General features: G+C 57.0%; 14 protein-coding genes and 1 pseudogene. 8 read left to right on the forward strand and 7 right to left on the reverse strand.

Annotation, left to right across the window (positions count from 1 at the left end):
* The 4 genes and pseudogenes from BM017_RS09800 to BM017_RS09815 form a co-directional block, all read left to right on the forward strand.
* A partial coding sequence (locus tag BM017_RS09800; protein WP_139216848.1) for an IS66 family transposase occupies positions 1-285 on the forward strand: 285 nt, incomplete at its 5' end.
* Between the two features lie 28 nt (positions 286-313).
* Positions 314-874 (forward strand): annotated as a pseudogene (locus tag BM017_RS09805) (SDR family oxidoreductase); the annotation flags it as partial.
* A 99-nt stretch (positions 875-973) separates the two neighbouring features.
* Positions 974-2,176, forward strand: a complete 1,203-nt coding sequence (locus tag BM017_RS09810) for an acetyl-CoA C-acyltransferase (protein WP_092243348.1) — start codon at positions 974-976, stop codon at positions 2,174-2,176.
* Positions 2,173-2,706 carry an FAS1-like dehydratase domain-containing protein gene (locus BM017_RS09815; protein WP_092243351.1) on the forward strand — a complete coding sequence of 178 codons (534 nt, stop codon included), beginning with the start codon at positions 2,173-2,175 and terminating at the stop codon, positions 2,704-2,706. The genes BM017_RS09810 and BM017_RS09815 overlap by 4 nt, the downstream gene beginning before the upstream one ends.
* A gap of 239 nt (positions 2,707-2,945) precedes the next feature.
* Here BM017_RS09815 and BM017_RS09820 read toward each other — a convergent pair whose 3' ends face one another.
* Complete coding sequence (locus BM017_RS09820; RefSeq protein WP_092243354.1) at positions 2,946-3,986, reverse strand: phosphotransferase family protein; 1,041 nt, start codon at positions 3,984-3,986, stop codon at positions 2,946-2,948.
* A 27-nt stretch (positions 3,987-4,013) separates the two neighbouring features.
* Entirely contained in the window at positions 4,014-4,667 is a 654-nt protein-coding gene (locus BM017_RS09825; protein WP_092243357.1) for a TetR/AcrR family transcriptional regulator, read from the reverse strand.
* A 360-nt stretch (positions 4,668-5,027) separates the two neighbouring features.
* Between BM017_RS09825 and BM017_RS09830 the strand changes: the two genes are divergently transcribed.
* The 3 genes from BM017_RS09830 (at position 5,028) to BM017_RS09840 (ending at position 8,307) form a co-directional block, all read left to right on the forward strand.
* A complete protein-coding gene (locus tag BM017_RS09830; protein ID WP_170856064.1) occupies positions 5,028-6,650 on the forward strand; it encodes a class I adenylate-forming enzyme family protein in 1,623 nt (540 codons plus the stop codon).
* A gap of 38 nt (positions 6,651-6,688) precedes the next feature.
* On the forward strand, positions 6,689-6,925 hold the full coding sequence (locus BM017_RS09835) for an alcohol dehydrogenase catalytic domain-containing protein (RefSeq protein ID WP_092243363.1): 237 nt from the start codon (positions 6,689-6,691) through the stop codon (positions 6,923-6,925).
* A gap of 224 nt (positions 6,926-7,149) precedes the next feature.
* Positions 7,150-8,307: a hypothetical protein gene (locus BM017_RS09840; RefSeq protein ID WP_139216849.1), complete on the forward strand. Its 1,158-nt coding sequence runs from the start codon at positions 7,150-7,152 to the stop codon at positions 8,305-8,307.
* Between the two features lie 243 nt (positions 8,308-8,550).
* Here BM017_RS09840 and BM017_RS09845 read toward each other — a convergent pair whose 3' ends face one another.
* From BM017_RS09845 to BM017_RS09855, 3 genes are read right to left on the reverse strand one after another with little or no spacing between them, the layout of a single operon-like run.
* The gene (locus tag BM017_RS09845) at positions 8,551-9,465 is read right to left on the reverse strand and encodes a DMT family transporter (protein WP_092243369.1); all 915 of its coding nucleotides are present in this window, start codon (positions 9,463-9,465) and stop codon (positions 8,551-8,553) included.
* The gene (locus BM017_RS09850; protein WP_092244407.1) at positions 9,459-10,427 is read right to left on the reverse strand and encodes a 2OG-Fe(II) oxygenase family protein; all 969 of its coding nucleotides are present in this window, start codon (positions 10,425-10,427) and stop codon (positions 9,459-9,461) included. The genes BM017_RS09845 and BM017_RS09850 overlap by 7 nt, the downstream gene beginning before the upstream one ends.
* An 18-nt stretch (positions 10,428-10,445) precedes the next feature.
* The gene (locus tag BM017_RS09855; RefSeq protein WP_092243372.1) at positions 10,446-11,429 is read right to left on the reverse strand and encodes a hypothetical protein; all 984 of its coding nucleotides are present in this window, start codon (positions 11,427-11,429) and stop codon (positions 10,446-10,448) included.
* A gap of 162 nt (positions 11,430-11,591) precedes the next feature.
* Between BM017_RS09855 and BM017_RS09860 the strand changes: the two genes are divergently transcribed.
* Positions 11,592-12,446, forward strand: coding sequence for a LysR substrate-binding domain-containing protein (locus BM017_RS09860; RefSeq protein WP_092243375.1), 855 nt, complete (start codon positions 11,592-11,594; stop codon positions 12,444-12,446).
* A 470-nt stretch (positions 12,447-12,916) separates the two neighbouring features.
* Here BM017_RS09860 and BM017_RS09865 read toward each other — a convergent pair whose 3' ends face one another.
* The gene (locus BM017_RS09865) at positions 12,917-13,159 is read right to left on the reverse strand and encodes a hypothetical protein (RefSeq protein ID WP_139216850.1); all 243 of its coding nucleotides are present in this window, start codon (positions 13,157-13,159) and stop codon (positions 12,917-12,919) included.
* 377 nt (positions 13,160-13,536) lie between these two features.
* A complete protein-coding gene (locus BM017_RS09875) occupies positions 13,537-14,787 on the reverse strand; it encodes a tyrosine-type recombinase/integrase (protein ID WP_092243384.1) in 1,251 nt (416 codons plus the stop codon).
* Positions 14,788-14,853 lie beyond the last annotated feature (66 nt).

Below are 14,853 nucleotides of genomic sequence, written 5' to 3' on the forward strand. Positions count from 1 at the left end.
CGTTGGGCTGCGTTGAGCCGTTATCTGAACGACGGCACGGTGCCCATAGACAATAACCACCTCGAAAATCAGATACGGCCATGGGCGCTAGGGCGAAAGAACTGGTTGTTTGCTGGCTCACTACGCAGTGGCCAACGCGCTGCTGCGCTAATGAGTTTGATCCAGTCGGCCAAGCTCAACGGCCACGATGCATATGCTTATCTGAAGGACGTTCTTACTCGCCTGCCGACGCAGCGGGCGAGTGAGATTGGGGATTTGTTGCCGCATCGATGGCAACCGACTTAGCTGCGCAAGACGGGATGCGTGGACGCTTACCATTCAAGAGCATTATGGCCGGCTCGATGTGTTGGTCAAAAATGCCGGTGGCACTCCATATGCTCTTGCGGCCAGCGGCTCAGCGCGTTTCCACGAGTCGTTGATCAGCCTGAATTTGACCGCACCGTTGCTGACTGCATTAAAGGCCAATGCCCTTATGCAGGATCAGGATACGGGAGGCGTCATTTTGTTCATCGGCAGCGTGGGCGCTTACTCGGCCAGGCCGGGTAGTGCGACCTATGCGGCGGCCAAGGCGGGCGTGCTCAGTTTGACCAAATCCTTGGCGGTGGAGTGGGCGCCCAGGGTCCGGGTGGTCTGTGTCAGCCCCGGGCTGGTGCAAACCGAGCAGTCGCATTTGCATTACGGCGATGATGACGGCATCGCTTCGGTGTCCGCCACCGTGCCACTTGGACGTATGGCACAACCTTCCGATATCGGTGAAGCCTGCTTGTTCATGGCTTCTTCACAGGCGGCCTACATCAGTGGGGTCGACCTGCTGGTTCATGGCGGGGGCGAGCGTCCTGCCTTTCTCGATGCTGCCAGTGTGAACAACGAATGAGACAGCATCCTTCGTCCTAGTCCCGATGGACGATGAGCCTGCCGGTTCTCTCGGCCAGCATCTGGACCAGGTTCTACTTTTCAGAATAGGAAATGACAAATGACACAGGCGGTCATCGTATCCGTAGCTCGCACGGCAATGGGCAAGGCCTTTCGCGGGGCGTTCAATGACACTGAAGCGCCAGTACTCGGTGGCCATGTCGTGCGTGCAGTGGTTGAACGGGCAGGTATCGAATCGTCCGAGGTCGATGATGTGGTCATTGGCGCGGCAGCTCAGCAGGGAACTCAGGGCTACAATCTGGGGCGGCTGTGCGGTTACACGGGCGGCCTGCCTGACACGGTGCCTGGCATGGCGGTGGATCGGATGTGTGCTTCGGGATTAATGAGCATCGCAACTGTCGCCAAAGGCATCATATGTGGCGAACTGAACATTGCGGTGGCCGGTGGTCTGGAGTCCATTTCGCTGACCCAGAACAAACACAAGAACACTTATCGGTCCCAATCCAAAGCTGTGCTGGAGGTCGCGCCGAGCGCCTATATCCAGATGATTGAAACCGCTGAAATCGTCGCGAAGAAATATGAGATCCCGCGCGCCTTGCAAGATGAGTACTCGCTTCAAAGCCAACAGCGTGTCGCAGCGGCTCAACGTGATGGGCTATTCAGCGACGAAATTGTCCCCATCACCACGGCCAAACAACTGTTCGACAAAGAAGGCAGCAGCCTTGGCCATGAACTGGTCACCCTGACCCAGGATGAATGTAATCGGGCAGAGACAACACTCGAGAGCCTGGCGAACCTGAAACCGGTTTGGAAGGGGGGCAATTGGATTGCTGAAGGACAGCACATAACTGCGGGCAACGCCTCGCAACTGTCCGACGGAGCCGCCGCCAGTTTGCTGATGAGCGCTTCTGAAGCAAAACGCCGTAACTTACAACCGCTGGGGGCTTACCTCGGTCTTGCGGTGGCGGGCTGTAAACCCGAAGAGATGGGCATCGGTCCGGTCTATGCAATTCCCAAATTGCTCAAGCAGCATGGGTTGGCGGTCAAGGATATTGGCCTGTGGGAGATCAACGAGGCATTTGCCTGTCAGGTGATTTACAGCCGCGATCAGTTGGGTATTCCCCAGGACCGGCTTAACGTAAACGGCGGAGCTATTGCCATTGGGCACCCTTTTGGAATGAGTGGTACGCGGATGGTCAACCATGCCTTGCTCGAAGGCCGGCGTCGCGGCGTTAAATATGTCGTTGTGGCCATGTGTATCGGCGGTGGCATGGGCGCCGCTGGGCTTTTCGAGGTGTTATGAGTGTGAGCGCCCTAACCGGTGATTGGTTATCAAGGATTCAAGCGCGCCTCGATCAACCTTATGCTCGGGTATTGGCGTGTGATCCCGTGAATCCAAGCATGATTCGACACTGGTGCGAGGCGCACGGTGTCAATGACTCACGCTATCGGGTAGGCGCGGGAGAGCGCAGCGACGGAACGTTGTTGGCCCCTCCGAGCATGTTGCAAGTCTGGCTTCAGCCAGGCCCTTCTGGTTGGCGGCCGGAAGGTTCGGCGCAAGTGGATGCGACGGAAATTATCCGGCTGTTCACTGAGGGAGGTTATACCGGCCTGGTCGGCGTCAATGTCGACCAGGAGTTTGTGCGATACCTTCGCGTAGGTGAACGGCTTTATAGCGTGAGCACCCTTGTGTTGGTGAGTGATCGTAAAACGACAGGGTTGGGTGACGGATACTTTTTTACTGTGCGCCAGGATGTGTTTACTGAGGACAATGAAAAGGTTGCTGTCCTTCACTTCCGCCAGTTGTGCTACAGGCCGAAGGAGGCATCATGACCAGTGCTTCGCCTGTGTGCTTTGAAGATATTTGTGTTGGTCAATCTTTGCCATCATTGCGGGCAGAGGTGTCAACCAGCAGCATTGTTACCAGGGCCATCGCTACCCGTGATTTTCATCCGATTCATCATGATCTCGATGTGGCCCGGAAGTTGGGGCATCCAGCGCTTTTCTTGAACATCTTTTCAAGCGCTGCCTATGTCGAGCGCTTCGTCAGTCAATGGGCGGGTCTCGACGGGTCAGATGACAATGGCGTGATCGAGCAGCTCAAGGCCGCGTCGGGCGAACGCTTTTCCCAAGGGGCCGACGCTTGCAGCGTTCTCCGACGCTGCGCTGCCGGACCGTGCCCGAGCGGCTATGCCTTCGAAAATCACCGCCAGGCGAAACAGCGCGAAAGCGAAGTGAAAGGTTTCGGCCCCTCGATTGCGTTGGGTGGCGTGGTAGTACTGCTGCAAATACTCTGCTTGCGAGGGTATGCCCAGTGCCCGGAGGTCCAGGTCGCGGATGCCGCCGTACTCAGACGGTAGGGTGTGCCAGGCAATGCAGTTGTAAGCCAGATCGGCCAATGGGTGACCCAGGGTTGAGAGCTCCCAGTCGAGCACGCCGATGATGCGCGGTTCCGTGGGGTGAAACATCAGATTGCCCAGTCGGAAATCGCCGTGGCACACCGTGGTTTCATCGTCTTGGGGCAAGTTGACGCGAAGCCAGGCCAGCAGGCGGTCGAGCTCGGGATTATCGTGTTGCTCGGCCGTTTCCCATTGCGTACCCCAGCGCGCCAGCTGCCTGGAAAAGTAATGGCCTTCCCGGCCGTAGTCAGAAAGACCGATTGCCCGCCAGTCCACTTGGTGCAGGTCTGCCAGGGTCAGGGCCATCGATTCATACATCGCTCTACGGTCGTCGGGTGAGACCCCGGGCAGGCTGTATTCAGGAAAAACGCGCCCTTGGAGTCTTTCCATTAAATAGAAGGGTGTTCCGACGATGTCGGGTTCTGCGTGATACAAAACTGTTTTGGGGACTGGCACCCGGGACTGTGCCAGCGCCGTCATGACCCTGTATTCACGATCTACCGCGTGGGCGGAGGGCAGGATCTCGCCACTCGGTTTTTTACGCAGCACCAGTTCGCGATTGTCAAAGGAGACGAAAAACGTCGGGTTGGATTGACCACCGCCAATACGCTCAAGGCGCATCTCTCCTTGCAGCCCGCTGATGTTGTCCTTGAGAAAGGTCTCAAGTTGTACGGGATGGAATTCAGTAATGATTGAGGACTCTTTTTTTGTCATTGTGAGCAACTCTCGGGCAGGACTGGATCAGTCGGCACTGCTGCGGGTGGTGGTTGATCTGCAATTGAGGCCGTTCATCAGTAAGTCGATGCATTGGTTGCCGATTTCTTCGACCTTGAGCGGGCCCTTCGGGTCATACCAACGGGCAATCCAACTCAGCGCACCGGCGATGGTGAACGCCGCTATTTTGGGGTCGCAGGGCCTCAAGACCCCGTCGGCGATACCTTGCTGAATCAGGCTGCGGAACTTGAGATCGATGCGGCTTTTCAGTCGTCGCAGCTTGCGACGACTGTCCAAAGGCAACGGATCTTCGCCTACACGTATCAGGCACATACCGAAATCCATCGTTACGATTTCGGCGTATTTGCGCATCACGGCGATCAGGTTCTCTTTTGAGTCGCTACCGCCCTGAATCGCTTCGTCCGAGGCGCTTTCCAACATCTCCAAGCCGATGCGTACGCATTCGAAAAGGATTTCGTCCTTGTTCTTCACGTAGTAATAAACCGTCGGCTTGCTCACGTTGAGCCGCTCAGCCACTTCGTCCAGTGAGGTGGCATGAAAGCCTTTCTCATTGAACAGCTCGGCAGCCGTACGTAACACGGCGTCGCGTTTGTTTTCCCGTTCGGCCAGGCGGTCCTGCTTATTGGCCCATGGTGAGCGCTTGTCGATGGTGTCCGTCATGGAAGTCCCTGCTCAAACACGTGGCGGCTGAAAGGCACCATTTGTTCCGAAAACTACTCGCCCCAAAAGACGCTGTTCGTGCTTTCCAGGAAATAGCTTACTCGCGGGTAGGGGTCTGAAAAATAGTCTAAACAGACGATGCGGTCAGAGGAGGCAGGGGCGAACACTTATAACAACTGCGGTGCTGAGGATCGGGTTTACCAAGGCTGTTGCTCGATTCATCCGCCGCGACAATCCAGAAAAACAAGAAAATGCGAGGTCTGCGATGAAGACCAATGTATGCCTTGGAATGCTCGGACATGGATCAGCCAGCTTGACTGGCTGCATTGCCCACTCTCGAGCAATGGGAGCCGCATCGATATGAGTGTTGAACCATGCATTGAGCCTTTGTCTCAATGTGCATTCGAGGCACGTTTCACCGATGCCTTGCAGATGTTTGAAGCCGCACACGACAAGGCGCCGCAAGCCGCTGCCTTGCATTATTTCGATACCACGCTCAGCTACGCGCAACTGAACCGGGATGCCAACGCGTTGGCCGCATTCTGGCAGTCACAAGGTGTGGTGGCCGGAGATCGCATTGGGTTGTTTCTGCAAAATGTTCCGCAGTTTGTGATTGGTCTGATTGCCAGTTGGAAGCTGGGGGCCATTGCGGTGAGCATCAACCCGATGAACCGGGCTCGGGAGTTATCGTTGCTGCTGGAGGATAGCCAGGCCAGAGTCCTGATGCTTCATGATTCTCTCTATCATGAAGTCGTCGCTGAGCTTGAGCATCGACCCGACAACTTGCTGTTAATTGTTGTGGGAGACCATGAGCTTCAGAGTCGTAATGATCCACGTATTTTTGGCGTGCCCCCGGTGCCTGCGGGAGAGGGATTTTTTCTGCATGACCTGACAACGTCATGGGCCGACTCCAAGCCTGTTTGTCCACGGATCAAGGGCAGTGACATTGCCACTATTGTGTACACCTCAGGTACTACGGGGCTCCCAAAGGGGGTGGAACACAGTCATGTGGGGTACGTCTTTAACAGCGAGGCTTTTCGCGATTGGGCTGCGCTGGATGATGGTGTGCCGATTGTGGCGTTGGCACCCCTCTTTCACGTTACCGGTCTGATTCTGCATATCGGTGTCGCCTTTGCTTGCTCCGCTCCTCTGGTGCTGACTGGACGCTTTCATCCCGAGGTTTTTGCCGAAGCTGTTCAGACTTACCGGGCTACCTTCACGATCGGCGCCATCACCGCGTTTATCGCACTGCTCAATGCAGACAAGGTCGGTTCAGAACAGCTTGTTTCTCTGTCCAAAATCTACTCCGGAGGGGCACCGATACCAGAGGCTGTGGTCAGTGCCTTCCAGCGAAAATTCGCACATGACATACGTGGGGTCTATGGGCTGACAGAAACCACTTCGGTGGCAACGGCCGTGCCTCACGATCGCTTGGCTGTGTGTAACGAAGAGGGAGTGTTGTCGGTTGGATTACCCATTCACTCGACGTGCTTGCGTATTACCGACGAGCAGGGACGGTCGCTACCGACGGGCAGCATTGGGGAAATCTTGATTCGTGGCCCGCAAGTGATGCGGGGCTACTGGCAACGCCCCGACGCGACTCAGGAGGCTATGAGCGATGGTTTTTTGCGTAGCGGTGACGTCGGGTATGTCGACGCTGAGGGCTGGCTGTTTCTCGTTGATCGGATGAAGGATGTGATCATCGCCTCCGGATTCAAGGTCTGGCCACGTGAAGTTGAGGACGTTCTATACGGTCATCCGGATGTGCGTGAAGTCGCTGTGGTAGGCGTTAAAGATGACTATCGCGGGGAAAGCGTAAAAGCCTTCGTCAGCCTGAAGACGGACGCCCAGGTAACACCTGAGCAACTGATAGCGTTCTGTAAATCACGCATGGCTGCCTACAAATATCCAAGGCAAATCGAGTTTCGCGACGATCTGCCTAAAACCACCACTGGAAAAATCATGCGCAAGGCATTGCGTTGATGGGCACGCCATGTTCGCCAACTAGAAGGAATGAGTCCATGCAAGCAGCCGTTTTTCATGACCCTGGGCATATTGAAATGAATGCGCAGGCGACGGTGCCAAGTGTGATGCCAGGTGAAGTATTGATACGCGTGGAGGCTTGCGGCATTTGCGGGAGTGACATGCATATGTACCGCACCAATGCCCATCGCAAGGAGTTGGTGCGTGTCGACTCTAAAGGACTGGAGATCCCGGGGCATGAATTCACTACACCGGTTACGAGCGAGGATTTGTAGAACACTTGGTTGGTGGTGAAGGAGAGGTTGCGTCGATGCTTCGGGAGGCAGCGTCTCGCAACCCGGATCGATTCATTGGCATCATGCTAGAGAGCTGGGGTGAGATTTCGTCGGTTTTCCGCGATGCGATCATGAGTGGGGTTGGAAACTGCCTGGCACATCTTCACGGAAGCTTGCGCTCTGAAACGTCCTGGGCACCTATTGCCGCGGTAGACGGAGCGTCGTTGGCGAAAAAGATCATTTATGCGTTGCGGCACCATGCAGAGTACTGGGCGCAGAACCGTGCGGCGTCGAATGCGTTGAATGCATGCGCTCATGTGATTGTTGATGTGGACGAGATCCTCCGGCTGGTAAATCTGAGCGAGAAATTTCTGGAGATGCAAGAGGAAGCATCGATCAGTGGAGATGGGGTAGGCCATCTGGATGTTGGGATAAATATGGCCCGTGGGCATATTGCCGAGGCACTCGTTGTTTTGGCTACCAATCTGCTGGAGAGCGGCACTCTGATACCTGGCGAGTTGTTGGGGCTTCTGCGCAGTTTTGCTGATGAGAAAAGTCCAGCAATAGCTGCTGTCATTATTCGCCGCCTACCGTATCTGCAGAGTCTGGAGTCTGGCTTAGGCTGGGATTTGTTCGATCGTTGCATGGGAGGCGGGTCGTCCGGTTTATGGGACGTCGCTGAGCCGTGCCTCTACTATGCGTACTACAATGATTTTGCGCGTGTATCGAAGTGGCTGAAGCGCATTCGCCAAGAAGGTGTCGGAAAAGATTTCGAGACCTGGGGGAGAATATCCGCTCTGGCCGCTTTGCCAGACCATGGCCGTACTTCTGAGCTTCTGAGGGATCTTTCCGCTATAGATGAAGAAGCAGCGTGGCATGGAGCTTCGATTGTATGGTCGAATGCCGGTAATTTCAGTAGGTATCGCAGCCAATGCATTGCAGGCCTTGAGTGTGGTCTGTCTTCTGATTCACATGGAAACGCTGTGGCGCAACGGATGAGCCAACTGTTTCATGGTGACGCTGCGAGCGTGCCCTCTGATCTCGTGCGCCACTACTTCGGTACTCGTGAGGCAAGTGGTAAAGCGAATGCGCACATCTATGGTTTAGATGAATGGCTAAACTCCACTGCGCAGAGAGATCCCGCTGAGGCGCTCACGATCTTCGAACTGTACCTAGGCTTCGTGCGTGACAAGGGCGGGCACATATATGACCATGATGGCAAGTTTACTCAGCTACTTACGCGTCTATTTGCGGAAGCAGAAGAGTGGGAAGAAGCCGATGGAGGAGTGATGTTACGACGGGTCGTTTCGGTGCAAGACGAATTATTGTCTCGCGGGGTTTCCGGCGTCAGTGAGTGGCTGGCGGCTGCGGAGAGGCCGTGAATTTGTCCGCGATAGCTATAAGGCAGTGTGTGGTTTGCGTGTTCATCGATTGATCAGGCCTGCATTGCTGGCTGCCTTATTTTGTACAACCAAGCTTGTTGCATGAGTCAGCTGCCAATGCTCTGGCCAACTGATGCTGGGCCTGAGATGCCGTAGGCCGTAGGCCGAAGGAGGACGAAGTACTCTGATACAGGGCTGAATCAGGGTGATCCCTCAGTGTGGTGTTTCTGGTTGTTGATCTGACTAGTTTGTGCAGGCAATACCTGGCTTGCCGAGGCGTCGTGTAATGAAGATGTCCAGCGCGACCACGCCGACGCCGAGATAAGTGGTCCACTGAATCACGTCTCCAAACATCATCGTCGCCCAGATCAAGGTCACCGGCGGCTCCATGTATACCAGTGCAGACACCCTTGTCGCCGATATCCACTTCAGCAGGCTCCACAGGCTGAGATAGGCGATGAAGGTCGAGAACACGGTCAGCCATGCAACAGCCACCCAGGCCTGGGTGCTTCTGGGCACTTCTATCAGATCCAATGGCAGACCAGTGGCCGTCAGCAGGATCAAGGTCGCCGCCGACTGCAGAAACAGCGGCATCAGCAAACCCTCCTTGCTGTGGTCGGTGGCCAGCAGTGATTGCCGCCGTTGGTACAGGGTGGCGATGGAGAGGGTGAACGCGGCGATCAGTGGCAGGGCATACAACCCGAGGTTCAAGCGTTGCGCAGAAAAGCGGTATTCGCCCAGGATCACCACGCTGACGCCGGCGAAACCGATCGCAAGCCCCAGCCATTCCTGCACACTGCTGCGCTCATGTCGCCCCCGGCTGTTCATAGTCGCAGTGATAAGCGGCTGCAAGGCACAGATGATGGCGGCAATGCCGGCCGGCAGGCCGCCGCGAATGGCGATGTAGACGCTAACCAAGTAGGCGAATTGGGCTAGGAAGCCGATCATCGCGTTGTAGCGCACCTGCGGCCATGACAACGCGCGCAGCCTATGCCACACCAATGGCAGCAGGCAGAGGCTGACCAGCAGGAAACGCCAGAACAGCAGGTTGATCGCGCCGACATCCTCGGTGCCCAGGCGCGCACCGATGAATCCCGAACTCCATGAGAGCACAAACACCACCTGCAGCAGGAGCAGGTACAGCGGGTTGGCTAGCATGCGTGCGTCTGGACCCGTCCCAGCTCTTCGAAGGTGATCGGCTCGATGCCGAGCGCCGCGAACTGGCGGGCCGCGGATTGTTGCAGGGACCAATGCAGGCGCAGCCAGTTGGGCACGGTCGTGGGAATGCCATCATCGGAGGCGAGATGCCAAAAGCGGTTGGAGTCTTCCCGGGCATAGGGGCAGTGAAAGGACAACACCAGCGACATGCGCCGGCCGGTCTTCACCGGGCATACGCCGTGGAACAGCCGGCTGCCATAGATGAACAACGCGTCACCTGGCTCAACCAGCGGTGCGGTCTCGAAGGTTCGGTGGTCCAGGGCATCGAAAGTGTCGATAGTGCGGTTGTGGAACAGGAACTCGCCGCCCGTGTAGTCCGATGCGTTGGAAAGCACGATGTTCAGTACGTAGTTGGTGCCGTCGGTGTGCCACATTCCGACCTGTTCACGCGGGCTGCCAGGCGCCTTGGGATAGAAGTAGTTGACCTGGGCGCGGGCGTTGAGCATGGGGTAGGGAACCAGCGGAACCCCAGCGATCCTCGAGACCGCCAGCAGGAACGTACGGCTTCTCATCATGCAGTGGAGGAATGGCGAAAGTGCAGTGACGCCACGGGTGCGGCGCGAGATGATCCAGTCGCTGTCGCCGGCGTCTTGCTCAAGGTCGGCGCAGATACGCTGCAGTGCCGACACCGCGTCGGGGGTGAACAGGCCATGCACCGCGCTCAAGCCAGTGATGGTGTCCACGGCGATGTTGGGATGGGGACTCTGCGTATAGCCCAGCTCGGTCAGCGTGCGACTGTCGCTGATCACCGGGCCGGCCTCAGTCAGTAGGCCGTCGTGCCAATGATCTTGCTCGTCCCGCTGAATAACCGGGTGACGGGGCATGCGGTGCAGCGTCGATTTGAACGCTAATTTCACGCGATCAAGGCCGCGGGCATAGAGGGGGAGGTCTGTGCGATGCATGGTCATTCGCTCCCTAATTCATAGTGGTGGGAGGTACTGGGCGATCTGGTAGCGGACCGAACCATCGCCGCTGACGAGTTCATCCAGCACGGTGCAGTTCCCGTGCAGTGATCTGACGCGGCGGAACTGGTCTGGTGTGTATTTGATGCAGCTGTTGGTCAGTAGGTAGCCGCGCTTCTGCAAGTGCTCCGCCGGTTGCAAGGTGACGGCGATATGCAGCAGCTCACCTGCGATGGTCAGGCGCAACAGGGTGGTTTCGTGATCGCCCGCGGGAACGAAGCCCTGCTGGCGAGCAATCAGTTGCGAGAAGCTCAGCATGTGGGGATTGGCGTAGAAGGCATGGATGCAGTGTTCTAGGCCCTCTTCATAGACCTGCATCTCCGAGATGATGCAGGTAGTGTCATCTGCCAAGGCCTGGATCAGGCGCCCAGTTGCGAGTGGCGACTCGTTGCCCTCCTGGAAGCCAAGCATGGTGATCAGAGTGAGATCCTGGTCATGGCGCAGGGTGTCATGCGTCACGGTTCGGTAGTCGGCCGCCAGATAGTTAAAATTTGCGGGGTCGGCGATGATTGGAATCACCGCGTCGCGCATGGCGCCTTCGGATGTCGCGTTGATGTCGATCGCCGTGTAGCGCACGGCCGTCGCAGCTTGCGCGATCTGGGTAAGGATGTACGAGGTCTTGACCGGCTCCGGCCCCAGTTCGACGTAGTGAACGCGTTTGCCACGGCTCATATGAACCAGGCGTTGGGTCAGTTGTGCCAGAAGACTCTTTAGTGAGCCATGGCCCTGTGCGTCTGCACAGAGTCCGTTCGTACTGATGCCCTGCTCATTGAGGGCGCGCATCAACATGAAGATCTGGTGGTTGATGCGATGATCCTGCTGATGCCCCGCCGCATTCTTCAACGTCGAGTACTTGGCGTGGTTCTCGACGGTCCAGATGGCTTGGCCCTGATACGGGTTGAAGCGCGTGAGCGCATCGACGACGACATTGTTCAAACTCATCCCCATGGCTCCGTGCTGTGAGTCGCGTGGCGGTTTCACCCTTGTTTGAGCACAGTTGGCAGGTAGAGGATCTACCTTGACCGAACCATAGGCGGGGGGAAAAATGCTGTACAGCCGAATAAAGTGAACCGGTAATTCGAGACGACGAAATCAGGTGACCCTATGGGAAAAGGCCTAGATGTCGATGTACTGAGAACCTTCCAGGCCGTGGCGCGACTTGGCCGATTCAAGGCGGCCGCCGATTACGTCCACCGCAGCCCGTCGGCGGTGACAACGCAGATCCAGCGGTTGGAGGAGAAGCTCGGGCGGCAACTTTTTTTGCGCAGCAACCAGGCCGTTGAACTGACCCCGGCGGGGCGGCAGTTGCTGGGGGAGGCCACGCGCTTCTTGATGGCGCACGACCGGCTATTAGCGACACTTTCACTCCAGCAGATGACGGGAAAGGTGCGTCTGGGCGTTCCCGACGGTTATGCTGCGGATCTCATGAGCGACTTCCTGCCGGTGTTTGTCGTCAGCCACCCGCAGCTGGAGCTGGAGGTCGTGGCGCGATCCAGTGCGGAGCTCATCGATCTGTTTGCGCGGCAACATCTGGATCTGACGCTGGCGGTCAGTGGTGAGGAGCTGGCGCAGGGCGAAAGGCTCTGTTCAACGCGCCCTTGCTGGGTGGCGGCGCCAGGCTTCACGCACGACCCTAATCGCCCGCTGCCTCTAGCCCTGCAACTAAAGGGCTGCCCGTATCGAGAAGTGGCACTGTCGGCGCTCAAGGCACGGGGCATTTCGTACCGCATCTTGCTGGAGAGTGCGAACTGGCATGCGGTGTTGGCGTGTATGAAGAGCGGGCTGGCGGTTGGCGTCGTCGAGGAACTGGACGCCGGTGATATGTCGCTTGGGCTCGCGGTGGGGCTGAATCTTCCTGCTCTTCCTGAGCACCAGGTCTATCTGCTTACAGATAGCTCCCATCATGCCGCCCTGCATTTGCACGGGCTGTTGAGATCAACGATGCAGCAGGCTGGGTAGATGCGGGGCACTAGTCATCTTGGTGTTTGACCCAGATGTATTTCCCAGTGCGTCATCGTGCCCCGACGCCTATCGAGCAGGTCTCCCCGCGCATTCCCTGGTGGTTTCACCGTCAATCACCTCAGGGCACCAGTGTCTCACCGGACGCGCAGTCTGGCCGGGAGTTGACCTACGTACTGGATGGGGGTCTGATCTGGTCACGGGGGGTAGGCCCGATCAGCATTTTGTACTGGGCATGTCCTACATGATTACCGACGGGGATGTGCATTTCGCCAGTGGCCAGAGCAACAGGGCGATCAAGCTGCTGTGTGTCTTCATCGATGATGAGAACAAGCCGGTGGCTAGGGTGATTGGGAGTCCGGAGGCGCGGTAGGGGAGCTTGGTGCCTGGCCAAATAGCAGGTCCGCGTGCCGTTCGCGGACCTGCGATGATGGCCCTGTCCATTGCAGGCGAGAAATGCCGTCAGCCGCTCAATCGGGCAGGCCGACGCTGATCTTCTTCAGCGCCATTAACGTATGTCTTACAGCTGGAAGTTCGAAGTCTTCACGATCGACCTCATCGTGAGTACCCTTGTTGAAATAGCTCCAGATGAGCTGATTGTTTGGAGCGGCGAGGACTTCCTCAAATCCTGTAGATATGTTTGCCCACGATGCGCCAGTTAGCATTCCTCGCTCGCTCCCTAGCTGGATTCCCTTGAGCAGAGCTTTGCTCAATGCTCCGAGCTCTGGTTTGTAGGTGGGAGGGCCAACCGGAACAGATAGAAAGCTGAGGTCCCGTGCTTTGCCATAGAGCTTTGCCGTACCTACGCAATCGGGCAGGTGACCTGAACCTCTGGTTGTTTTTACCCATACTGCGCCAGCATAGGTATAAGTTTGTCGGCACTCCCGCAGTGGTTACGGGAGATAAGGCGCTCGCATGTGAACTCGCACCAGTGATCGCGTCAAGACTGGGATACATAATTGCTGCAACAATGGAATCTGGCTTCACATTGCGCCGTTCGATGTTCGCTGTGGACGACTAGACGCCGTTCAACTGCCAAGCCATGCCCGTCAATCCAGCCCAGAATCCTGTCCATCGAAAGCGTTTGATCTCAAGCGTTTTGACGCAACTGATCTAGGTAGTTCGCCCATTGTTGGGCAGCCTCTCGGCGTTGCGTCAGCAATTGAGCCCGTGCATACACTGCCCCGAGCGCCCCTGGCATTCGGTGGGATAAAGACAGTTCAAGCACGATTGGATCAATACCCAGGTGCTCGTGGGCAATGGTTCTGTAGGTCGCACGAAAGCCGTGAGCTGTGATGCCGTACTCCGGCCAGATGCGCTGAAAGGACTTGAGCATGGAGGTCGGGTTTATGGGACGTCCCGGATAGATCGGTGAGACGAACACCCAGCCTTTGCCTTCTTCATCCACCACGCGGGTTTTATGTAGCTCGCGTAAAAGAACCAAGGCTTGTTCAGGCAACGGCACGATGTGTTTGCTCTTATCCAGATGCTTGGTCTTGCTAACCACATAACGCCAATCGGCGCCTACCAAGTCGACATCTTCCCAGCGCATCTTCACCAGTTCGCCCGGTCGGACCGGCAACATGACCAGCAAGCGCATTGCAGCGGCAACGCTGCCGTCGTTGAGGTCATCTAGACGCAGGAGAAACCTACCCAGGTCTGCAGGCCTTTCGATCGCTGGGTTGCTGGTCACGACATGACGGATTTTCAACTCCTCAATGTTGCTGAGCGCCACATTGCGCTCCACCCATCCGCGCCCCTCGGCAAAGCCCAGAACGGCACGGATGAGGGTACGCACACGTCGGGCCATGGCCATGGTGCGCTGGCGGCGCAACTCCGTAATGATTGTGGTGATGTGCTCCAACTTGATCTCGCTGACCGGCTTTTTACCAATCGCAGGAAAGACGTGGTTGTTCAGCGCTCCTTTAAATCCCAAGATGGACTTGGACACCAGTTCGGCAGACTTGAATGCAAGCCACTGCTTGGCTACGTACTCGAAGGTGCGCTCTTCATTGAGCAACTGTGCTTCGATTTTGGCGGTCTTGGCCTTGAGAGGGGCGGTGTGGTTAGCTACATCGCGCCGTGCGCTGCGGGCAATGTCGCGGGCTTCCTTCAGGCCGATATCGGGGTAAGCGCCGATGGAGAAGCGGTTCTCCTTGCCGTGCAGTCGATACTTCAAGCGCCAGAACTTGGAGGGAGCTTTGCCGACCTTACTCGACGCCCTCACCTCCAAGTAGAGACCAGGGACTTCGCCATCAGCGTGTTTGCCGGGTTCGGTCAGCGAGCGGATGAAGGCGTCGCTGAGTTTTCGTTTGAAAACGACTGCATTTTCTGAGGGCATCGGTGGGGGCATCCTTTTTAAGGAACCGAAATTTGCCCCCAATTGTGCCCCCAGCTGCTTCAGAAC

The organism is Pseudomonas sp. NFPP04 (assembly GCF_900113815.1).
GTDB classification, from domain to species: Bacteria; Pseudomonadota; Gammaproteobacteria; order Pseudomonadales; family Pseudomonadaceae; genus Aquipseudomonas; species Aquipseudomonas extremorientalis.

Coding starts and splice junctions, on each gene's coding strand:
- BM017_RS09810 (WP_092243348.1), top strand. CDS start 974: ATGACACAGGCGGTCATCGTATCCGTAGCTCGCACGGCAATGGGCAAG.
- BM017_RS09815 (WP_092243351.1), top strand. CDS start 2,173: ATGAGTGTGAGCGCCCTAACCGGTGATTGGTTATCAAGGATTCAAGCG.
- BM017_RS09820 (WP_092243354.1), bottom strand. CDS start 3,986: ATGACAAAAAAAGAGTCCTCAATCATTACTGAATTCCATCCCGTACAA.
- BM017_RS09825 (WP_092243357.1), bottom strand. CDS start 4,667: ATGACGGACACCATCGACAAGCGCTCACCATGGGCCAATAAGCAGGAC.
- BM017_RS09830 (WP_170856064.1), top strand. CDS start 5,028: ATGAGTGTTGAACCATGCATTGAGCCTTTGTCTCAATGTGCATTCGAG.
- BM017_RS09835 (WP_092243363.1), top strand. CDS start 6,689: ATGCAAGCAGCCGTTTTTCATGACCCTGGGCATATTGAAATGAATGCG.
- BM017_RS09845 (WP_092243369.1), bottom strand. CDS start 9,465: ATGCTAGCCAACCCGCTGTACCTGCTCCTGCTGCAGGTGGTGTTTGTG.
- BM017_RS09850 (WP_092244407.1), bottom strand. CDS start 10,427: ATGCATCGCACAGACCTCCCCCTCTATGCCCGCGGCCTTGATCGCGTG.
- BM017_RS09855 (WP_092243372.1), bottom strand. CDS start 11,429: ATGAGTTTGAACAATGTCGTCGTCGATGCGCTCACGCGCTTCAACCCG.
- BM017_RS09860 (WP_092243375.1), top strand. CDS start 11,592: ATGGGAAAAGGCCTAGATGTCGATGTACTGAGAACCTTCCAGGCCGTG.
- BM017_RS09875 (WP_092243384.1), bottom strand. CDS start 14,787: ATGCCCTCAGAAAATGCAGTCGTTTTCAAACGAAAACTCAGCGACGCC.